At 33.1% G+C, this 21,406-nt stretch carries 25 protein-coding genes; 13 read left to right on the forward strand and 12 right to left on the reverse strand.

The window, feature by feature from the left end:
• The first annotated feature begins 21 nt into the window (after positions 1-21).
• The 5 genes from WBP_RS01480 (at position 22) to dnaN (ending at position 4,826) form a co-directional block, all read left to right on the forward strand.
• Positions 22-336: a YbaB/EbfC family nucleoid-associated protein gene (locus WBP_RS01480; RefSeq protein ID WP_179958988.1), complete on the forward strand. Its 315-nt coding sequence runs from the start codon at positions 22-24 to the stop codon at positions 334-336.
• An 822-nt stretch (positions 337-1,158) separates the two neighbouring features.
• Positions 1,159-1,881, forward strand: coding sequence for a P44/Msp2 family outer membrane protein (locus WBP_RS01485; RefSeq protein ID WP_011256630.1), 723 nt, complete (start codon positions 1,159-1,161; stop codon positions 1,879-1,881).
• Positions 1,882-2,163: 282 nt separating this feature from the next.
• Positions 2,164-3,057 (forward strand): RNA polymerase factor sigma-32, encoded by an 894-nt coding sequence (locus WBP_RS01490; protein ID WP_011256629.1) that lies wholly within the window; start codon positions 2,164-2,166, stop codon positions 3,055-3,057.
• Positions 3,050-3,547, forward strand: a complete 498-nt coding sequence (locus tag WBP_RS01495; RefSeq protein ID WP_167895851.1) for an invasion associated locus B family protein — start codon at positions 3,050-3,052, stop codon at positions 3,545-3,547. The genes WBP_RS01490 and WBP_RS01495 overlap by 8 nt, the downstream gene beginning before the upstream one ends.
• A gap of 121 nt (positions 3,548-3,668) precedes the next feature.
• Complete coding sequence (dnaN, locus tag WBP_RS01500) at positions 3,669-4,826, forward strand: DNA polymerase III subunit beta (protein ID WP_167895852.1); 1,158 nt, start codon at positions 3,669-3,671, stop codon at positions 4,824-4,826.
• An 8-nt stretch (positions 4,827-4,834) separates the two neighbouring features.
• Here the strand turns inward: dnaN and truA are convergent, their stop codons facing one another.
• Positions 4,835-5,572: a tRNA pseudouridine(38-40) synthase TruA gene (truA, locus tag WBP_RS01505; RefSeq protein ID WP_167896298.1), complete on the reverse strand. Its 738-nt coding sequence runs from the start codon at positions 5,570-5,572 to the stop codon at positions 4,835-4,837.
• A 231-nt stretch (positions 5,573-5,803) separates the two neighbouring features.
• On the opposite strand from truA, the gene recA reads away from it, so the two are divergent.
• The 3 genes from recA to WBP_RS01520 all read left to right on the forward strand — a co-directional run bounded on the left by recA (position 5,804) and on the right by WBP_RS01520 (position 8,571).
• Positions 5,804-6,871 (forward strand): recombinase RecA, encoded by a 1,068-nt coding sequence (recA, locus tag WBP_RS01510; RefSeq protein WP_011256625.1) that lies wholly within the window; start codon positions 5,804-5,806, stop codon positions 6,869-6,871.
• 240 nt (positions 6,872-7,111) lie between these two features.
• Positions 7,112-7,804 carry a phosphatidylserine decarboxylase gene (locus tag WBP_RS01515; protein WP_167895853.1) on the forward strand — a complete coding sequence of 231 codons (693 nt, stop codon included), beginning with the start codon at positions 7,112-7,114 and terminating at the stop codon, positions 7,802-7,804.
• Positions 7,801-8,571, forward strand: a complete 771-nt coding sequence (locus WBP_RS01520) for a CDP-alcohol phosphatidyltransferase family protein (protein ID WP_011256623.1) — start codon at positions 7,801-7,803, stop codon at positions 8,569-8,571. The genes WBP_RS01515 and WBP_RS01520 overlap by 4 nt, the downstream gene beginning before the upstream one ends.
• 227 nt (positions 8,572-8,798) lie before the next feature.
• Here the strand turns inward: WBP_RS01520 and WBP_RS06165 are convergent, their stop codons facing one another.
• The gene (locus WBP_RS06165; RefSeq protein ID WP_369799994.1) at positions 8,799-8,930 is read right to left on the reverse strand and encodes a hypothetical protein; all 132 of its coding nucleotides are present in this window, start codon (positions 8,928-8,930) and stop codon (positions 8,799-8,801) included.
• Here WBP_RS06165 and WBP_RS06170 point away from each other — a divergent pair.
• The 3 genes from WBP_RS06170 to plsY all read left to right on the forward strand — a co-directional run bounded on the left by WBP_RS06170 (position 8,905) and on the right by plsY (position 12,187).
• Positions 8,905-9,009 carry a hypothetical protein gene (locus WBP_RS06170; RefSeq protein ID WP_369799978.1) on the forward strand — a complete coding sequence of 35 codons (105 nt, stop codon included), beginning with the start codon at positions 8,905-8,907 and terminating at the stop codon, positions 9,007-9,009. The genes WBP_RS06165 and WBP_RS06170 overlap by 26 nt on opposite strands.
• A gap of 896 nt (positions 9,010-9,905) precedes the next feature.
• Entirely contained in the window at positions 9,906-11,372 is a 1,467-nt protein-coding gene (locus WBP_RS01530; RefSeq protein ID WP_167895854.1) for an alanine/glycine:cation symporter family protein, read from the forward strand.
• Positions 11,373-11,611: 239 nt separating this feature from the next.
• Positions 11,612-12,187 carry a glycerol-3-phosphate 1-O-acyltransferase PlsY gene (gene plsY / locus WBP_RS01535; protein WP_167895855.1) on the forward strand — a complete coding sequence of 192 codons (576 nt, stop codon included), beginning with the start codon at positions 11,612-11,614 and terminating at the stop codon, positions 12,185-12,187.
• Between the two features lie 85 nt (positions 12,188-12,272).
• On the opposite strand, the gene WBP_RS05550 is transcribed toward plsY, so the two are convergent.
• The 3 genes from WBP_RS05550 to WBP_RS05560 form a co-directional block, all read right to left on the reverse strand.
• Entirely contained in the window at positions 12,273-12,413 is a 141-nt protein-coding gene (locus WBP_RS05550; RefSeq protein ID WP_246166064.1) for a hypothetical protein, read from the reverse strand.
• Positions 12,410-12,679, reverse strand: a complete 270-nt coding sequence (locus WBP_RS05555) for a hypothetical protein (protein WP_011256620.1) — start codon at positions 12,677-12,679, stop codon at positions 12,410-12,412. Before WBP_RS05555 ends, WBP_RS05550 begins: the two co-directional genes overlap by 4 nt.
• Before the next feature lie 692 nt (positions 12,680-13,371).
• Positions 13,372-13,545 (reverse strand): hypothetical protein, encoded by a 174-nt coding sequence (locus WBP_RS05560; RefSeq protein ID WP_246166065.1) that lies wholly within the window; start codon positions 13,543-13,545, stop codon positions 13,372-13,374.
• A gap of 642 nt (positions 13,546-14,187) precedes the next feature.
• On the opposite strand from WBP_RS05560, the gene WBP_RS01545 reads away from it, so the two are divergent.
• Positions 14,188-14,709 (forward strand): Na+/H+ antiporter subunit E, encoded by a 522-nt coding sequence (locus tag WBP_RS01545; protein WP_167895856.1) that lies wholly within the window; start codon positions 14,188-14,190, stop codon positions 14,707-14,709.
• Between the two features lie 123 nt (positions 14,710-14,832).
• On the opposite strand, the gene WBP_RS01550 is transcribed toward WBP_RS01545, so the two are convergent.
• A complete protein-coding gene (locus tag WBP_RS01550) occupies positions 14,833-15,120 on the reverse strand; it encodes a hypothetical protein (protein WP_246166068.1) in 288 nt (95 codons plus the stop codon).
• A 582-nt stretch (positions 15,121-15,702) separates the two neighbouring features.
• On the opposite strand from WBP_RS01550, the gene purN reads away from it, so the two are divergent.
• On the forward strand, positions 15,703-16,281 hold the full coding sequence (gene purN / locus WBP_RS01555; protein WP_167896299.1) for a phosphoribosylglycinamide formyltransferase: 579 nt from the start codon (positions 15,703-15,705) through the stop codon (positions 16,279-16,281).
• Here purN and WBP_RS01560 read toward each other — a convergent pair.
• The 6 genes from WBP_RS01560 to ribF all read right to left on the reverse strand — a co-directional run bounded on the left by WBP_RS01560 (position 16,267) and on the right by ribF (position 21,360).
• Positions 16,267-16,419, reverse strand: coding sequence for a hypothetical protein (locus WBP_RS01560; protein WP_167895857.1), 153 nt, complete (start codon positions 16,417-16,419; stop codon positions 16,267-16,269). The two genes, purN and WBP_RS01560, sit on opposite strands and share 15 nt — an antisense overlap.
• 25 nt (positions 16,420-16,444) lie before the next feature.
• Positions 16,445-16,594: a hypothetical protein gene (locus WBP_RS01565; protein ID WP_158676332.1), complete on the reverse strand. Its 150-nt coding sequence runs from the start codon at positions 16,592-16,594 to the stop codon at positions 16,445-16,447.
• A gap of 590 nt (positions 16,595-17,184) precedes the next feature.
• Positions 17,185-18,495: a M16 family metallopeptidase gene (locus tag WBP_RS01570; protein ID WP_167895858.1), complete on the reverse strand. Its 1,311-nt coding sequence runs from the start codon at positions 18,493-18,495 to the stop codon at positions 17,185-17,187.
• The gene (locus tag WBP_RS01575; protein ID WP_167895859.1) at positions 18,482-19,822 is read right to left on the reverse strand and encodes a M16 family metallopeptidase; all 1,341 of its coding nucleotides are present in this window, start codon (positions 19,820-19,822) and stop codon (positions 18,482-18,484) included. Before WBP_RS01575 ends, WBP_RS01570 begins: the two co-directional genes overlap by 14 nt.
• 48 nt (positions 19,823-19,870) lie before the next feature.
• Entirely contained in the window at positions 19,871-20,335 is a 465-nt protein-coding gene (gene lspA / locus WBP_RS01580; RefSeq protein ID WP_167895860.1) for a signal peptidase II, read from the reverse strand.
• The gene (ribF, locus tag WBP_RS01585) at positions 20,332-21,360 is read right to left on the reverse strand and encodes a bifunctional riboflavin kinase/FMN adenylyltransferase (RefSeq protein WP_011256614.1); all 1,029 of its coding nucleotides are present in this window, start codon (positions 21,358-21,360) and stop codon (positions 20,332-20,334) included. The genes lspA and ribF overlap by 4 nt, the downstream gene beginning before the upstream one ends.
• Positions 21,361-21,406 lie beyond the last annotated feature (46 nt).

Consider the following 21,406-nt stretch of genomic DNA (forward strand, 5'->3'; position numbering starts at 1 on the left):
GTCGTGGATTTTAATCAGATAATGAAGCAAGCACAAGAGATGCAAAAGAAACTTACAGAAGCTCAAGAGAAGTATATTGGTAAAGAATTTCAAGGTATCTCTGGTGGCGGTAAAGTTTCTGTGTTGGTAGGAATCATAAAAATAGGTAGTTATAAGGCTAAAAAGGTAAACATAGACTTAGAGCTTATGAGAAATGAAGAGAAGGATATAGTAGAAGATTTAGTAACAGCAGCATTCAATGATGCTATTAAGAAGGCAGAGGAGGATATGGCAAATGTAACCTCTGATCTTGCAGGTATGATGGGTTTACTACCTGGATTTAAACTTCCCTTTTAAGTTTTTTCTACATAAAATTTCTGGTGTTTCTAATGCTAACGCTTCTTCGCTAGTGCACCTATAACATTGTATAAAGGTGGAAGAAACCGCAGTAGTGGAAATGATGTGGGGAATAAAGAAATGCTAAGCTAGTGACACGACTGTATGAACATAGCAATTTTCAGGTTATTTATGCAATAAATGGTGTCATTCCAATGTTTCTTTCTCGTCTCATCTCTTGTAGGAACTTGACATTAATGTCTTATATGCTTGGTAAGTAGTCAACCTTGGAATTATAAATATCCATAACGTCACGATAAGGGTAATGCAGAAGTTTTTCAAATAATTTCTTTATAAAAAAAAGAAGGTTAGTTGATTTTTGAACTAATTCTTAAATAAAGAACAATGCAATGTGAGTTGTTTACTGTTCTCTCAAAAACTTGGCGCTTATTACATTACCTAATAAGCGAGATTCAGCTAACGTAGATAAAAATTTATAAAGACATGGAGTGTCTATATAAGAAAAATTAAACATAACACACCTAGTTTAATAATGTGCTTTTGTCACTTAAATAAAGATTAAGGATAAATTTTAGGTCTAAAACATCCCCATATAAGGGTTCTTAAGGCCTGTAAAATGGGCTTTGTATTCTTGATATACATTGCTCTCAAATATTGCAATGTTAGTACAGATTCAGTCTTTTCGTTAGTAAAATCTTTACCTTTCTCTAAAAATTAGTTTAAATGTCAAATATTTTGTGTTATTAAGTTAGTACTTGACTTAACTTTAGTTTTTACTTAAATTGCTAAAGTGAAATTTTAATTTTTTTAACGAGGGTAATTATGCATTATAAAAAGTTTTTTTCAGCAACCGCTTTAGTAATGTTGCTAAGTTTATCAAACTCTGCTTTTTCAGATCCTGTTGGTCCAATAGCTGATGAGGAAACTAGTTACTACATTCGCTTGCAGTACAATAGTGAGTTTTCACCTTTGAATACAAAGGTTGATGGTATCACAGGAGCTCAAAAGGATAGTAAAGACACTAATGACCTTTATAAGCCTTCTTTCATGGCTGGTGGTAGTGCATTTGGTTATAGAATGGATGATATCAGAGTGGACATTGAAGGACTTTATTCACAATTAAGTAAAAGTACTCTTTCACGAGCTCCTACTCCAGATATTGTAGATAATTTAACAGCAATTTCAGGGCTAGTTAATGTGTATTATGATGTAGTAATTGAAGATATACCTATTACTCCATATGTTGGTGTTGGTCTTGGTGTAGCATATATCAGCAACCCTGCAAAGGCACAAGTTATTGCTGATCAAAAACATGGGTTTGGTTTTGCTTACCAGGCGAAAGCTGGTATTAGCTATGATGTAACCCCAGAAATTAAACTCTTTGCTGGAGCTCGCTACTTTGGTTCTTATGGCGCTAACTTTGATAAAAGTGAAGAAGTAAATAAAGGAACTAGTGAGGATAAAGAAACAAAAGTTACTGCGGGTGCATATAAAGTTCTTTATAGCACTATTGGTGCAGAAGCTGGAATAGCGTTTAATTTCTAATCTATCTTAGTGGTCTTCTTGTTATCTCAGTCTTGTTATTCAAGTAGCTGGTACTGGAACTTAGAGGAAAGAAATGTGGATTCCAGTGTCTCTTAAGCACTGGAATGGCACTGTTTACTATGTAGAATGTTTTGTATTGCATATTAGCAGTAAGTATTGAAGCACTTAAGGTTCAAGTTGGGTGCAGTGGTACACAATAAGTTATGCTTTTTCTAAATTAAAGCTTGAATTTTTACTGGAAAGTCAATACATTGTATATTTGGAGTTTTAATTTAAGTTGTTATGTTGATCCCAAAGGTGAGCTTATGTATTAACGGTAGCACTAATCTCACACAGTATATTACTGAAGTGCGAAAATTTCCTATGCTATCTCAAGAGGAAGAGGTACGGTTGGCGAAAAGTTGGAACCAGTGCAAGGATATTTCTTCTGCTCATAAATTGATTACTAGCCATTTGAATTTGGTAGTAAAAATTGCAATGAAGTTCAAAAATTATGGGCTATTGTTAATGGACCTAATTATGGAAGGAAATATGGGTTTAATCCATGCAGTGAAAAAGTTTAACCCTGATTTGGGATTTCGTTTTTCAACTTATGCGGTGTGGTGGATTGAAGCTTCAATAAAAGACTTTATATTGAAATCTTGGTCATTTGTAAAAATAGGCACAACACAAGCACAAAGGAGATTATTTTTTAGTTTGCGTAAAATAAAAAAAAGAATTTTGCAATATACAAACAGGGAAACTTTAAATAATGAAGAAATAAAAGCAATATCTAATGAACTATCTGTATCTGAAGGGGATGTTATACAGATGAATTACCGTTTAGCTTGTAAGGATCAGTCGCTAAATAATTGCATAAAAGTAGGTGGTGACTCTAAAAAAGAGCTACAAGATATGATCCCATGTAACTCAGTTAATCAAGAAGTAACTTATCAGAATCGTGAAGAGAAAGAATTAAAAGAAACAATTTTAAACAATGCATTAGCAAGCCTTAACGAAAGATCAAGGGATATTTTTATTAGTAGGTATTTGTCTGAGAATACTCAGACCCTAGATGAGCTTAGTAAAAAATACTGTGTTTCAAGAGAAAGAATAAGACAGCTAGCTGAACAAGCGATGAGTAAGGTAAAACAACATATACAGTCGGAGAGCTTGAAATTTAGCTTACATGCGTAGTTTTTTTGTATTTCTAATATTTTTTTCAGTAAGTGCTCTTGCATCTGTTAGTGATGTACAATTGAAGGAAAAATATAGAGACTGGCTTGTGTATACTGCATTGGAAGATGGAGAGAAAGTATGTTATATCGTGTCTTACCCTAAGAAAAAGAGCGAACATTATACAACCAACCGCAAGCCATATGTAATGGTCAGTTATGTCGATAAAAAAGCAGATGAGGTAAGTGTTACTTCTGGTTTTCAGTATGATAAGGAGCCTATAGTTGTCAATATCGATAAAAAAATAAAATATGCATTATACATAATACAAGGAGATCTTGCGTGGACAGAGCATACAAAAACAGATCGAGATCTAATTCTAAAAATGAAGCAGGGATTATCAATGGTGGTTAGTGGAAGAATAAAAGCGGCAACCATTGATGATACTTATTCCCTACTTGGGTTTCAAAAGGCATATCAAAAAATGCATGATTTATGCTACGTAAAGTGAACTGTTGTAATCTCAGGCTAAACCATAGTATAAAAAAACACTCTTCTGGTAAAAATATAAATAAGCACTTTACTTTACGTAGAATGTGGATATCATTTGAAATATTTTTTAAGGATAGATAATGTCAGAGGTTGTGGGTATAGATGTAGAAATCAAAAAACAAAGTTCTGTATGTGAGCAAATGCGTTTTCGCATAGGCCGTACAAGTCTTTTAAGTACGCTGTCCAGAGTAAGTGGAGTGGTCGAAAGGCGTAATGCAATAGATATCTTGGCGTGTATAAATATTAAAGCACAACATGGCAGCATAAAATTAATGGCTACTGATCTTGATATTTCAATATTTGCTTCACTTGCTGCAGATGTGTTAACAGAAGGAGAAGTAAAAGTTTCAGCACATACTTTACACGATATAGTGAAGAAGTTGCCAGCTGATTTGGATGTCAATTTTGAGGTAAACGATCAAGGAAAATTATTAATATCTTATGGAAATGCAAATTTTTCTTTACCAAATGTAGTCTTAAACAAGTTTCCTGTTCTTGAAGAAGGTGATCATAAGTATGATTTTACTCTACTGAATACAGACTTGATAGACTTATTAAATAAAACAAAATTTGCTGTATCGCTAGATGATACAAGATATAATTTGAATGGGATATATCTACATACAGATGAGCAGTTTTTATATTGTGTTGCAACTGATGGTCACCGTTTATCATGTGTAAAAAAGCCAAAGCCTCAAAATATCAATGGCGAATTTGGTGTAATCATACCGCGCAAAACTGTGATAGAGCTATTGAAAGTACTAGATGATTGTGATGAAATTAATATAAAACTTTCAGACAGGAAGATCAAATTTACATGTGGTAGGTATATTATAATATCAAAATTAATAGATGGGGCTTTTCCAGATTACAAATGCGTTATTCCAGTATCTCAAGATAAACAAATGGTCGTTGAGAGTAGCAAACTTGCTAGCATTATAGATCGAGTTTCCGTTGTTGTATCTGATAGAATAAAATCTATTGAATTTTCATTGCAAGAAAAATTATTAACTCTACACTCAAACTCTCAAGAATGCAGTGATGCAACTGAATTTATAGAGGTGGATTACAATGGAGCACCTATAGAAATAGGTTTTAATTCACGTTATTTGCTTGATGCTTTATCCTGTATAAAGAGCAAATGTAAGTTTAGCTTATCAGATAGTAATAGTGCTACGGTTATTACTGATGAGAATGATCCGAATGTATTATATATAGTGATGCCAGTAAGAACTTAAGCTATTAATTAGTAATCTATCTTTGCCAAATATAAACCAAAAGGCGGTGCAGTAACTCCAGCAGCGTTTCTTTTGCATTGGTTTAATATATTCAGCATTTTTTGTGGATTAGTTCTACTTTTTCCAAATTCAACTAAAGTACCTACAATGATCCTCACTTGGTTATGTAAAAAAGAAATAGCAGATATTTTAATGTATATGTGACTCCCGTTTTGTACTATATCGATATCATCAATTGTTCTTATCGGATTTGTAGCTTGGCAATCTTTTGAGCGGAAACTTAAAAGATTATGTTTTCCAAGCAGATATTTAGCAGCTTCACGCATAATGTTTACATCAAGTGGATTAAACACTTGCCACGCGTAACCAGCTTCCAAAGCTGCAGGAGCGTAGCGATTAATTATTCTATATTCGTAGTATCTTTTTTTTGCTGAAAATCGTGAGTGAAATGTATTATCTACAGCTTCTGCATTCAGTACAACTATAGGAATTGATTTTAAGTGATAATTTATGGCGTTTCTTATTCTATAAAGCTCAAATTTTCTTTCCATATCGAAATGAGCAACTTGTCCTAAAGCATGAACCCCTGCGTCGGTTCTGCCGCCACAGTGGAGAGTAACTTTCTCACCGCTGAAATTAAATATGGCATTTTCTATGGTCTCTTGAATTGAGTTAGCAGAATGTTGCTGCTTCTGCCAACCAGAAAAACTACTGCCGTTGTATTCTATCGTTATTTTGTATCGCACTGCAAAGTCCATCTAATTTTCTATCTTAACATAATTTGGTGTATAATTAATAAAGTCAATTGGACTACAAGGTTCTGCATTCGAAACAGTATGTACCATATCTTTTAAATCATATGGCTTATCTCCTCAAAATATTAATTTTTTCGCTAAATAATATATGAGCCTAAAAAAGCCTTGGCAGGTTGTTCACGTTTGATTATCATAGAAATTATACAAATTCATAAGTAATCTATGGCAAGCAACCCAGAAGAAAAAAGTAATGATAGACAAAAAGCGCTAGATAACGCAATAAGCCAGATTGAAAAAGCATTCGGTAAAGGTGCAATAATGAAGCTAAAGCAAAACCCTGTAGAGAAAATAGATACAATATCTACAGGATCAATTGCACTTGATTCAGCCCTAGGTGTTGGGGGATTGCCCAAAGGACGTATAGTTGAAATATTTGGTCCAGAAAGCTCTGGTAAGACTACTCTTGCTTTGCATGTAATTGCTGAAGCACAGAAAAAAGGAGGACTGTGTGCATTTATCGATGCAGAACATGCATTGGATGTCATGTATGCTCGTAAACTTGGAGTAAACACCGATAACTTAGTGATCTCACAACCGGATACTGGAGAGCAGGCTTTGCATATCGTTGAGTATTTAGTATGTTCTAGTGCAGTTGATGTGATAGTCGTTGACTCTGTTGCAGCATTAACTCCAAGAGCTGAAATTGAAGGAGATATGGGTGATCAGCACGTGGGATTACAAGCAAGGCTTTTAAGTCATGGACTGCGAAAGCTTACCTCCGCAGTTTCAAAAGCGAACTGTATATTGATATTTATCAATCAAATTCGTATGAAAATAGGGGTAGTATATGGAAACCCTGAAACTACTACGGGTGGAAATGCGTTAAAATTCTATACTTCTGTAAGACTTGATATAAGAAAAGTTGGTGCAATAAAAGATAAAGAGAGTATTAAAGGCAATGAAACAAGAGTTAAAGTTGTAAAAAATAAAGTTGCTCCTCCGTTTAGAGAAGCAAAATTTGATATAATGTACAATGAGGGTGTATCGAAGCTTGGAGAAATAATAGATATAGGAGCAAAACTTGGTGTCCTTGAAAAAGCGGGTGCTTATTATTCGTATAACAATACACGCCTTGGACAAGGAAGAGAGAATGTAAAAAACTATTTCAAAGCAAACAAGGAAGTTGCGAATGAAGTAGAAGCAAAAATCAGAGATTTACTTGGAAATAGTGATAATTCTATTACAATGGAAGAGGAAAGCAGGCAGCTTTTAGAAGAAGCAGTTTTCTAACTTTAACTAAAATTTGTGTTGGGTAGGTTGTTGTATTGTACATTTGTCGTACTACTGCGGTTTCAGTATAATTCCATTATGGAATAATAATTTATTAAATCTTTTAGCTATAATATGGTAATTTGTGATGTTACCTTTTATCAGAAGGATTTTGTTGAAGCAGCACGTACTTAAAAAAAAGCTTTTCATGAAGAGTGATAGATGATAAGTTGTTAATAACAGATTATTGTCAATAAGGTTATGTGTTTTAGTTTACCTAGTATAAACAAGGAGGGTTATTTGTTTATAGTAGTTTCTTTTATAGTGACGTGCATAGCATTCTCTATATCTTGGGGATTTGGTGTTACATGTTTGTTTCCAACATTATTGTGCACTTATTTCTTTCGTGACCCAGCAAGAATTATACCAGGCAATAAGGATCTTGTACTAAGTCCTGCCGATGGTGTAATTTCAAAAATTGAAGAAGTTAGTTACCCTTTATCAACAAACAATGGAGAGGAGAAGAAATTTACACTTGTTAGCATATTCTTGAGTGTTTTGAACGTGCATGTGAATCGTATACCAATATCCGGTACAGTGAAGGAAATGCACTATAAAAAAGGTAAGTTTGTGTCTGCAATGAGCGATAGATCTAGCAATGAAAATGAAAAGCAGGTTATTGTGATTGAATGCACAAAGGGAAAAGAGATTATTGTAGAACAAATAGCTGGATTAATTGCACGTCGTATCGTTTGTAATTTAAGAGTATCTCAGAGCGTCAAAGCAGGTGAGAGATTTGGAATTATAAGATTTGGCAGTAGAGTGAACATTTATGTTCCTACTGATGTGGAAATAAGGGTTTCAGAAGGGCAAACTGTTGTTGGTGGTGAAACAATTATAGCAAACTTGAATAAGGAAAATACTCAAGAAAAGCTTACTTTTGACCTTGTATGAATAACAATAGCAGTAACAGTAGATCTCTACCTATTGCTAAGTTGTTCCCAAATTTTATAACTTTATTGGGTTTGTGCTCTGGTCTTACTTCACTTAAGTTTACATTTAATGAACAGTGGGAGTTTGCAGTGATTTTCATTATCATTGCAGCAATTATAGATGGGATGGATGGCAGAATAGCCAGAATTCTAAGATCAACTAGTGATTTTGGAGCGCAACTTGATTCTTTTGCAGATTTTCTAAATTTTGGTGCAGCACCTGCATTTCTTTTATATTTTTGGAAGTTAAAAGAAATTAAAGTTGTAGGGTGGATATTAGTAATGATATACGTAATTTGCATCTCAATAAGGCTTGCTAGGTTTAATGTGTCGTTAAATGTAGAACAACTTGACTGGGAAAAATTTTTCTTTTCTGGGGTTCCAGCACCAATATGTGCTTTGCTTTCTTTGTTGCCAATAATTGTTACCTTTCATTCTCAGGAAAGTGAATATTTACTTCTTATAGAACGATTTTTTAACGTAAGAAATACGGCTTGTTACTTTTTAACTATTTCATTTTTTTCAGTCAGTCATATTCCAACTTTCTCTGCAAAGTACATTTATATTCCCAGGAGCCTGTCTTATATATTTGTATCACTTTTCGGAGTATTTATCGTATTCTTCGTCAGTAAGCCATGGATCACTTTACCAATTTTAGGTGTAGTGTATACTATTACTATTCCAATAAGCGTCGGGCTTTATATATATTACACATATAAAACTTGTTAGCTATAGATCGTAATAAGAAGTAGTGGCAATATAACTGGAAAATAAGTGAATTATTAAATTCATTTCTGTATGTAAAGATATTTTACGTTCCATTTGTAATCATTTGGGTAATTGCAACTGGAATTTTTTTATACAGTTCAGTTCAGGTTTACTAACTTTAACTTATTCAAGCGTGGAATACAAATGCTATGCAACCTAGAATGTAATCATAGCGACGGCATAACCACTCATATCCAAGCGTTTGCAACGGTAATTTCAGGAACGATTAGCCTTTGAGCAGTATCCAGGGTTGCAATAGCTACTACAATATGGGGTCCAAGTGCAATTTTTTGGATGGTAATTACCAAAATACTTGACATGTCGATAAAGTTTGTTGAAGTAGTGCTTGCGTTTACTTATTGCTCTGAAACCCAACTAGTGGAGTTTTTTATTATATGAAGTACGGGCTTGCAAAGATTAGATTTATAAGACTGGCAGATTTCTTGTATGAGCTTATGCAATTATGTCGCTTGTTGCAATGATTTTTGGTGACATATCACTCAGGCGAATTAAATTGTAGCGTTTATCAAGTAACCTCTTCAAATACAACGCATCTATCATTATATCACTGCTTATTTTAATTGTAATACTAAGAGAAGAATAAAATGCATTGCTTTCGTTGCGACAGGTTTAGCGCCGATTTTGATAGTGTTATATGTAAGCATATATGTATATCAATCTGTGTAGATGGAAATAATCTGCTGTAAATCAGCTACAGGAGGTGGGGTACTGAGTAGGTTAATAGCTGAAGTGAGAAGATCGTTTTTTGCTAACGAGGCAGTACAGGAACAGCAGCTATAGTGTATTCAGCTGTAAAAGAAGAAGATCCAATTAAAGTTGGGAGTGGTGCAATATTGCAACACTTGTAGGCATAATATTAATCTCATTTTTGACTGATATTATATAGTTATCGCTGGTATACATAGTACTAACAACATAGACGTATTACATTAGTTAGCTCAGCATTTTCAACAGCCTTGCCTTTATTCAGCAAGCTAGTTTTTCCGCTAATAATGTTTTCCTTTGCACTTTATACAATAATAACTTATTATTATTACTGAGAAGTTGCTCTTGTTGTACTTATTTGGTAACAAAAAAGTACTGATATTGTTCCAAGTTCTTATAGCGGTTTCGGTGTATATTGGTTGTATGTCAAAAAATATAGAATTTATATCTTATCTAGGCGACGGTTTGTTTATGTGCCTTATGGTTCCAAGCGCTGTTACGATATATCTACTGAGAAGGGAAGTCTTAAATACAATAGATTCTTATTACAATTCTAGAGGGTATTAGAGATGATTTATAGGTTGCTTTATATAGTATTATTTTGCCTGTTGTTTAATAATGTGTACGCTGCTTCAGATTTTTATGAGAGCTATGACGCTATGTTAAGTGGAATAAATAACTTCATGAATGAAGTGTTGTTTTTCAAGATTTTCTACGTGCCATTTATAATTCTTTTAGTGGCTTTTGGTTATATCTTTCTAACATTACGTTTTAAATTTCTCAACATAAGGATGTTTAAACATGCGTTTACTATTTTGTGTGGAAAATATGATACGGATCATCACGATGGTCACATTACGCATTTTCAGGCATTTGTAATTGCACTTTCAAGTACAGTAGGCCTTGGAACTGTTGCTGGTGTTGCAATTGCAGTTTCAATGGGAGGGCCAGGAGCAATACCTTGGATGATGATTACAGGCTTTTTTGGTATGTCAGCAAAATTCGCTGAAGTGACTTTAGCATTCAGGCACAGAACAGAAGGTCAGGAACAATTGTTTAGTGGTCCATTTCAATACATAAGAAATGGACTGGAGGAATTTGGGTTTAAGAAACTTGGTATTATCTTAGCTGCAGTATATGCGGTATTTTTTGTATTATCAGGTTTGGGGGGAAGTGTAGCATTTCAAACTAATCAAATGGTTTCAATATTATCTGGCTATTCAAATTGGGTGGATAGTCATCCTTGGTTTCTGTCTTCTATAATCTCTGCATTGCTTGCTCTAGTGATTATCGGGGGAATTAGAAGGATAGCGAGAGTATCTTCTGCGCTAGTACCTGTTATGTCACTCATATATATTTTTAGTTGTATTACAATAATTACGTTTAATATTCACAATTTTAGTAATGTATTTAAAATATTATTTTCTAATATGATAGACTTCAATGCTGTTGGTGGAGGAGTAGTAGGGGCATTTGTTGCTGGAATTCAAAGGGCTATTTTTGCCAGTGAAGCAGGTGTTGGCTCTGCTTCAATTACTCACGCAGTAGCTAAAGATGAGGAACCAGTTAGAACTGGACTAGTTGCGATGATAGAGCCATGCTTTGATACAATGTTAATTTGTTGTTTAACAGGAATAACAATAGTGATAACAGGTGCGTACCAGACTGGCATTGGCGAAGGAATATTGGTTACCCAAAAAGCTTTTGAGACAGTTTCTTCTTGGTTTCCTATATTTTTAATTATAGCTGCACCTTTGTTTGCGTTTTCTTCGGTAATCTCGTTTGTATATTGTTGTGAAATGGGATGGCTATATTTATTTGGTGCAAAAAGTATTGTAATATATCGCATAGCGGTAGTAGTGGTTGCATTTTTCTCAGGTTTGTCTAAAGATATAATGGCTATTGCTAATATCGGTGGAACTTTATTCTCTTGTTTGGCCCTTATTAATATGACAGCGCTTATACTATTTAGCAGTCAAATTAACGATGAAGTTCAGTGCTATTTGAAAAGGCTAAGAAATAATAAAATCAATTAGGTTCTAGTGCAAATGTCAGTTAAACGAAAAAAAATAAATGAGGATACTAATCTTTGACGTCGTTCCAGTGCATGACACTAGAATCAAGCTCTTATATAACTCTCTGGTGTACTTATTTACAATTAAGTTACAGTGTCTGAGCACTGGGGTAATATCTTTCTTGGTAAAGACTATTCTCAAGTCACAATATTGTACAGTTATATGTCACACGCTAGAATGACACTGAGAGCGTGGATATAATGGAGAAATATATAGTTTTTGTATTATCCTATATATTAGGTTCAATACCATTTAGCTTAGTTATTACGAAAATAAAAGGAATAAATTTAAGAGAAGTAGGTTCAGGGAACATTGGTGCTACAAATGTTGCAAGAACAGGAAATAAATGTATTGCTGCTTTAGCATTACTTCTGGATTCTTTAAAAGGGTTTATTGCGGTTTATATAGCAAAACAATTTTTCGATGATGGTAGTTTTCACATGTATGCATCTGCAATTTTAGTAGTTTTAGGACATATGTTTCCTGTATGGCTGAAGTTCAGTGGAGGAAAGGGAGTTGCAACAACTTTAGGAATTTTGATAGCGCTTAATATCTCTTTAGTATTAGCATTTGTATTTGTTTGGTTAGCAGTATTTTTTGCTTTTCGATACTCCTCTCTTGCTTCTTTGACTTCTACTATAGCTGCCGTATTATCATCTTTCTTTTTTCAAAGAGACTTATTTTTTACGCTATTAACTGTAGCAATATTAATTTTTTTTAAACACTATAGAAATATAGCGAATCTTCTACAAGGTAGGGAACGTAAATTTTCATAAGCTACGTCCCATCCCAGTCCCTTCTCTGCATTACTAGCAGATACTTCATGCGAGAAACGACTTGCGACTATTTCTTCTGCTTCTTTTATCGTTCCTCCATATTTTTTCTGCTTCTTCTGCATATATTATCAAGTGCTAATTTTAGCTTGCGTATATTATTCTCTTCTAATAGAGACTTCATTTGTTCCTTTGTTATTTCTAGTTTTTTAAGTAAAATTTCTATCATTTCCTTTTTTTATTACCTTGATATTTATTGCTAAGATGTTTATATGCGAGGCAGCACTTTTCTTTTAGCGATTTTTTTGCAAGATTTTGCAGTGTAGTATCTACTTGAACTTCAATGGGGTTAACTTTACTGGCTTTTTCAGCTTTCAGTTTAAATGCCTTAACCTCTTTCTCTGTTATTGTGTCAGCTACTTTCTTAGCTTCATTTAAAGATGAACCTTTGAGAGAAAAATCTGCCTTAAGCAAATCTCGGTTTAATAGTTCCAAGAATACTTTTTTTTTATGCTTTCAAGTAAACTTCCTTAGTCATCTAAGCTATACTTATTCAATTCATTTTTTATGTGCTAACCTAGCTCAAAACATTATAATTTATTTAAATTTATAGAGTTAATATTTTTCATTAACATCAGCATAACTTATTCACTATTGAGAAGTAAAACTCAATAACTTTCTCATTAAAGGAATACTTACTTCTGAGGTAAAATCATCAACTACTTTTTGACTTTCATTATCATCTGGGTTGTCCTGAATCTTATGCCAAGCATTAAAGATTTTTTTGTCGTTTTTTTCTTGTTCTTTAGCATATCTAACATGAACTTATGCACTTCATTTTCTGCTCTAAAATTGATATTTGATGTGGAACAGTAAATCTAGTTTCTAGATCTGGATAAATACCCTCTAGTGTACTCAACATTCTGCAGACAATACCGGTGAAGTAGGTGTTAGGAATTCGTTCTTTTCTAGAGAAGGTTTGACTATCAGCAGATTTATAATTAATGTGTCTTTTTTATTTTTTACACCTTCTATGCCTCCATCATTGCAGGCTCTCAAAACTAAAAGTAAAATTTACCCACCTGTAAAGCCAGAACTATGTTTTTGATCATTTTCGCAGAAGTCATTAAAAAATCCCAATCACCTTCCTTTGTCTCCATTACTAAATTGACGATTATTAGGTTAAGTTAATATGAATCATTTATATATTTAACAAACTGCTTAAATTCACCATCATTAATAACATCTTCTGATACTTTATTACCGTACTTACTTCTTAGCTTGTTGATATTGTGGTGAATACCATCATTTAACTGATGAGGAAGCAAGTGTTCGAGATCAGCATCAAAACTATTGATCATGCCTGTAAATTTTCCTTTATACTCTCTAAAAAGAAATTCATAGAAATTTTAAATAACATAATAGAATTAGAATCTTTTTGTCTGAGTTCACTCTGCAATAAAGTTAATGGCATTGTAGGTGGTGTTGTTTCCAGTAACGGGATCAATAAGAAAGTGGTGGGTGAAAGTCAGGTAGATCAAAAAAGCAGCAAGCAAGGGAGAAGCTGCTATTTTATAGTATTGTTCTTAAAAAACATTTTCCAATACTCTTTTTTTGCTTATTTTGTGCTGCTTTGCAGTTCTGATTTCTTTATAAGTGTAAAAGGTTTTAATTTCAGATCTGAAGAATATGGTAGCAAGGTGAAAATAAAGAGTAGCAGGGTTAACTAAAATGCTTAAAGAAATAAAAATTGCAAAGCAATTAACAGATTTTAGCTTACTAAGCTCTCTTGAAGGAAATTGTATTTGAGAAATATCTATCATAGCCTACCTTACTAATTATTATTATTATGCTTTAATAATATGTATATGGTCCATTAATGTTAATATTTAAGTATTTTATTGTCTTCAATTCATAAGAGTGGTTAACTTTCTCTTCAATTTTTCTGAAGTAGAGTCATTATTATCTTTCCTTAAAAAATCATTCTAGTTATACTGTAGACCATGAACCTTAGGCAAAAAATCAAGTTTTTTTCTCTGTCCTTTATAATTTTATTTTCTCTATGGACTATATTGTCTGGTTATTTTGAGTCATTTTTTGTTTTTTGTGGAATATTTTCCTCTATGTTTACGCTGTTTATCTTTAAGCGGTTGATGGATGCTGAAAACGCTCTTAGCCAGATCTTAAATGGTACAAATAGACTGGAGTTTTATAAATTGTTAAGTTATATATCATGGTTAATATATCAAGTCATTCTATCGAGTATTTACGTAATAAAAAAGGTACTGCAAGCTAAACTTAAACTTGAGCCGATAATTATCCTAAAGAAGTGCAAAGGGCATAACGACGGGAGTATTGCATTATTTGCCAATTCAGTCACAATTACCCCTGGTACTTTAACTATTGATGTTGCAAAAAAACGACAGATATATCTGTCTATCATGTGTTTGATAGATGAAAGCCTTGAAAGTGGCGTTTCTGAAATAGAGAACGAAGTTTTGAAAATACTGTGCTCAATTAGGTAATTGCTTAAATAAGTTAACAGTGTCCTTATATTTCATTACTAGACTTTCAAGCATTTCTTTTAGAAGACTATATTGCCAACAATAGAGCATAAATGATTGTACAAGTCTTCTAGTCTTAATATGTTATATTTTCTTCTTACTGTTAAATTTACATGGAAAAATGTCTTCCATGATTTCAATAGTAGCAGCCTTATTTAAAAATACATTTTCACTTGTCACACTTACTCTTGTCAGAATAGTGTTGATTTCAGGTTCATCGCTTATATAGGAATCTAATAGCTGAACCATTTTGATAACGTATAAAGTTAGTATTTTTGACAAGCAGTTATCATCATATTCACAACTTTTTATTACTTCCCACTGGGTAACCTGAGACTTACTTATTTTCGCATTGTTCGGTAATTTGTTCATTCAAATTTCTCCATTAATCCAGTCAATAGATTATACTAATACTTTGTTAAATAAATAATAACGCAATTACAAAAATGTATACTTATAATTATATACTACATAAAAACAGCAAAATATCTAAGCGTTAAAGCCAATTTAAGCTAGATGCGTGAGGCAGTTCATTATTAGGTTTTGCATAGCCTATATTATTTATTGGCGTTTTTTTTAGTATTTTTAAACACTTAATTAAGTATAATTTATGACATTGGGTATAACAACCACATTATAGAAAAAGTTCAAAAAGAATGTAGCAAAAAACCTTATAGAAATTAAATGCAACACACTAAAAGAATAGAACTCCTAGATCCAGGCTTCCAATAGACTTAGAATTATAAAACAGCTTTATTGTTAGTAATAACGAGACTGGTAAAGCTTATTAAGTAGTTTTTGAGCTACCTAAATGGCGGCTGGATACCCATGCATGTTGCTAAAGCTATGCAAAAAAGTCTAAGTAAGTTACTTCTTCGCCATAAAATAAGTTTTCCTTTTGGGCTATTCTGCTAATATTAATTCTCACACTAGACTATAAATTAACTATACATGATGAAAAAGGTAAAACTCGGAATACTAATTTCAGGTAGGGGATCGAATATGCAAGCATTAATGAAAGCATGTCAAAATTACGGCTTTCCTGCAGAAATGGCATGTGTTATCTCCAACAATAATAAAGCTGCTGGTTTAAAAGTAGCAGAGCAAGCAGGAGTGCCAACATTTGTTGTTGAAAACAAACCACTTGATGTTGATAAAATTCATGAAATACTTGTTCAACATGAGGTTAATTTAGTTTGCCTTGCGGGGTTTATGAGAATTCTCAAAGCTGACTTTCTTAATAAATGGCATGGCAAAGTTATAAATGTCCATCCCTCTTTACTTCCTTCTTTCAAAGGCCTAAATGCCCAGGAACAAGCCCTGAAAGCAGGTGTAAAAGTTACGGGTTGTACCGTGCATTACGTCACTTCTGAAGTTGATGCTGGAGCTATAATTGCTCAAGCTGCTGTACCAGTGTTACCAAATGATGATATTCATAGCCTCTCAAAACGCATCTTGTCTGAAGAGCATAAATGTTACGTAGAAGCAGTAAGGTTAATAGCAATGCTAAGTAGAAAACTAGAGAGACCATGAAGTATTGCTGTCTTTCTCTTTATCAACTACATTTTCACTCAAAAAAGGTATGATTGATGAAACTTCAGAATTGCGTTTAATATTTTCCTTTTTGTTATCTTTACTTGGTGCTTCGACAACTTTACCTTTTTTACTCACTGTATTACTGTTAACTTATTTCCTGTTACCTCATTTCAGCATTTCTTTTAAAAGTTAACCTTTTTCGTTTTTCTTTGTTCTCCTTATTAGTGTGCAATCTTGCTAGTACTATTATGTTAGGCAGGACTTTTGCTGCAATTTTGTAAAGGCGTGATGAATTTATTTCTTTTTTCATCTCTGTGTGCAGCTCTTACTGTTTCTCTTTTGAAAGTTGTGAAGAGTGGTTTTTAAAGTTTTTAACTTGACGGTAAATAGAGTGAGTTATGTTCAACCATCACTACACAACCTAATGTAATGAGTGGTATAGTAATGAAAAGAACTACAGGACTACTAAATAAAGCAATAGAAACTGCAAGCACCAGTTAAAAATAGTACATCGCATAGAATGTCCAAACAAATACCTTGAATTCTATATTCGTTCCTTCTTTTTGCTTCTAGTGTTTTCTTGTAGTTACGTTTTTTATATAGGCTTTTTTTTCTCTGAAATAATCAAAATAAAGAGTATACATTTGAAATCAGGGAAATTAAACCAAAAAAACACCTGTGCTAATATTACTGAGAGCATACTTGTTATGCCTACTTGTCAGCTTGTAATATGTATCAAATTAACAATGATGAATATACCTGTGTTGATGCGGACAATGTCATTATTAATGAGTCTACTAAGGCTTTTTTGTTTCCTGTTTTAGCGCTTTTTGTATTATCCTTCACCTGAAATAAGGATATATAGTTCAAAATTTATCCATATTATAGTGACCGTTTGCTTTAAGTGTTTCTTCCGACTTTAACAAAGAATAAATTTTCAGGATCTAATAAAGAACTTGCCAGTTCATTTACTTTCTCTAATTTAACGTCATTAATGATATCCGCATAATTATTTATGCGGTTAACATCACGATCATTTATCTGCGTATCATCTAATAGCATTGCTGTATTTGTGTTATTAGATAGAAAAAAGGTAAGGTTATTTACTAAAATGGTTTTTGCATCCTTGAACAATTGTTCATCAATTCCTTCCCTTTTTATTCTGCTCAATGTATCTTTTACTGCTAATATAGCTTTGCCAGCAGTAGAGCTATCAGTACTCATATTTCCAACTATAGCATTCCCATGTTTATTGGGGATAATATGTGCAAAAACACCGTAAGTAATACCCAAGTTTTGCCTCAATTCTTTCATTAATATTGAATTTAGTCCCATGCCGCCAAGCGCATTAATTAAGACGCTGGCGCTATAATAATCAGGATCTTCATAAGCTATACCTTTTTGGGCAAAAAATATTACACTCTGCGGTATATTCATAAAAATGTTTTTACTTTCTGCAGGGCCAAAGTTATTTTTTACAGGTATTTTTCTGACTTTTGATCTTTTTAATGGTAGTTTTGATAAATATTTATCTAGTAGTGCACTAACTTCTTCCTTTGTTGTGCAACCAACAACACTAATAACTATATTATCTTTAGTGAAATTACGCTTTACGTACGCTAGAACATCATCTTTAGTAATGCTCATTATAGTATCAAGAATTCCATACTCACTTTTTGAGTAAGGATGTTTCTTAAACAACAACGTATTCAATTCTTTTCCAGCAATAAAATAAGGATCTTTTTCAAAATTATTAAAATTAACTTTGGCTTTCTCAAAAGCTCTATTCAATCCTTCAAGGTCAACTTTAGGGTGCATTATAGCATCGCTTAGTAACGAAACTGCTTCCTCTAGATTCTCAGACAAAGTATTTAACGAAGCCCTAAATGCTTCTAAACCAGCAATAAAATTTAAGCTAATCCCTTTATCTTCAAGCTTTTTTGCAAAATCTTTGGCATCATTTTTTCCCGCTCCTTCTTGAATTGCAAGGGAAGTGAACCAAGTAAGTCCCTGTTTTTCTACATTCTCATATGCGTAACCTGCATCTTTGAACGATATGTTCAGTGAGACCTTTGGTAAATCACAGTTTTCAACGAATAAAAATTTAAACCCTTTACGGGTAATGACCTCTTCTATATTTAGGGTACCGCTTGCTTGTAAATTAAAGCCTAGACAGAAAAGAAATAGAAATACAAATTTACTTATCTTCATTATTACCTCCTTTTGGTAGCAAACGACCAACTAACTTATTAGCAGAAAAGATGGTACGAATTTTACTATTTACATCTTCTAAATTAACATCACCAATTTTACTATATGAAATATCTATTTCATCAAGTGGAATACCAAGTGCTAGATGTGAGCCATAGAAAAATGCTATATTGGTTAGGCTCGATAGATTATCAAGTTGTGCCGCCTTGTACCTATACTTTGTGCTTTGCAACTCCTCATTCGTTATTCCTTCCGAGGTAAAGTGATTGATAGCGCTATTTAGCTCTCTTTCAACGATATCTAAACTCACTCCGTTTTTTGGAGTTATCTTGATATCAATATAACCATCACTAAAAGTTAAACTATCATAATAAGCAGACACTGACACTGCTATGTCTTTATCTAGAACCAAATCTTTATATAGTTTACTAGATTTGCCACTTCCTAAAATGTCAACTGCCAAATCAACAGCAGAAATTTCACTTATATGCTTGAATAAAGGAACACGATAACGAAAATATAACACTGGTTCTTTTACCTCAGCGCTTTCTAAGGTTACTGATAGATTTGCATTGTATACTGGATCCTGATTTGGGTAATACCTAATTACTGGCTTGGCTTTGATTTTTCCATACTTTTCCTCCGCTAATTTCACTACTGCATCAAATTCCACATCACCAACAACCAACAGTATTGCATTGTTTGGGTGATAATAGTTATCGTGAAATCTCGTTATATCATCCTGATTGTAAGTTTTAATATCGCTTTCCCAGCCAATAACGGATCTGCCATAGCCAGTACGGTAAAATACACTATTCATTTCTTCCCATAATAAATTGTTAGGATGATTGTCAAATCTCATCTTCCTTTCTTCTAGCACGATGTTTTTTTCCCTGTCTATTTTGTCTTGAGTAACATTAAAGTTGCCCATTCTGTCTGCTTCGACTTCCATTGCTAGTGGTAAATCTTTTTTGAGGACCAATTCGTAGTAAATGGTATATTCTTTAGTCGTACCAGCGTTAAATTGAGCCCCAATACTGCTCATAGTAGATTCTATGTCTTTAAACCTTCCTGTAGTTTCAAACATTAAATGTTCAAAATAGTGAGCCAATCCTGCTTTGCCAATCGGGTCATCCATTCCTCCAACTTTATATATTATTGCGTGTAGAGCAGCAGGAATTCGATAATTAGGGACGACATAAACATCTAACCCATTGCTGAGTTTAGCATATTTTATGTTGTGTTCTACACTTTCAGTTTTCAGAACAATTGGATAAATGAAAAAAAATACAGGTAATATAAAAAAACTAAAGAACTTGTTAAGCATTATTCTGGCCTAATATAATTGAACTCAAAACAATGATTTTTCCTCATTTCACTTAGAAATAAACCTATCATATATGTACCATTTATATAACAATGTAAACATTCCGCAAACTATATATAAATCTGCTAAATTGAAAGCTGGCCAATACCAATCACCAATATGAAAATATATGAAGTCATATACAGCTCCCCAGTAGATCCTGTCAACTACATTTCCGATTGCTCCACCAATCATCAAAGAAAAACCAAGACAGGTTAATTGCTCATTAGACTTATAAACTAAGTATGCAAGTACACCAATTATCAATGTTGAAAATGCTGAAAAAAAAAGATCGCTATATGGTAAGGTGCTGAACATTCCAAAACTAATACCTGAGTTCCATACTTCAACTAGTCTTATAAAGCTGGAAACCTCAATTGACTCTCCTTCATCAATCAATGAATTTATGTAAAGCTTGCTCGCCTGATCTGTCAATACTATTATGAGTGTAATAATCAAGCATAGTTTTTTCATAAGTCTGTCCTTAACTGATAAGCTTCAAGTATATCATGATTTATCTGTTTTGTTAATTCGTCAACACTAAGGAACCTTTTTTCTGATCTTATGAACTTTAAAAGTTGTATATTAACCTTACGGTCATATATATCTTCATTGAAATCAAATATGTGCATCTCTACTATGGGTTTTTTTAAGTCATTAAACGTAGGCCTCATACCAATGTTGACTACTCCGTATAGCCAACTTGGACCACTGCCAGAGAATGAGCCTTTTGCGGAACCTTCTGTTGTTTCATTGCTTTGATACTGGGATCTATAGATTCCAGCATCACGTGCTGGAATGACATCTAAGGAGGTAAATGCCACTTTAGCATAATATGTACCAAACTTAGGTTTTATCATACAATCTTCTATAGGAATGTTTATGGTTGGAAATCCTATTTCTCTACCTCTAAGTGCACCTTTCATTACAGTACCAGAAACTTGATAAGATCTGCCAAGCAACTTATTAGCAATTTCTATTTCACCCTTTTGTATGTGCTCTCTAATTGAAGAAGAAGAGCAAATTTTTCCATTAACTGTTAATGGTTCTAATTTAGTCAAGGAATATCCATACGTTTCAGAATGTTTCCTTAAGATTAGTGTATTACCCAATCGTTTATGACCAAAAGTACAACTTTCTCCGACAATTATGTGTTTAGTGTTATACCTATCTATCAAAATCTTGCTAATGAAGTCGTCACAGCTGATTTGAGAAAAACCTTTATTGAAATTGATAATGTATAAGTAATCTATACCATAGCTGCTGATTAGTTCCTTTTTTTGTTCTTGATTTATTAATCTAAAATTATTTCTGTTAAATAAAATAGTTGATGGATGAGGCTCAAAAGTTAAGATTGCGGAGGGAAATCCTCTTTCTTGCGCTATCTTCTTTAGAGTAGAAATTGCTAACTCATGTCCTAAGTGAATGCCGTCGAAGTTTCCAAAGGTTAATGCTACGTTATTTTCTATTCCTCTCTCGTAATCATAAATAATTTTCATACAATTTGATATTTTATACATGCTTTCTTAATATATAATAACTGTA

Origin of the sequence: Wolbachia endosymbiont of Brugia pahangi (assembly GCF_012030695.1) — a bacterium.
In the GTDB taxonomy this organism is placed as follows: domain Bacteria; phylum Pseudomonadota; class Alphaproteobacteria; order Rickettsiales; family Anaplasmataceae; genus Wolbachia.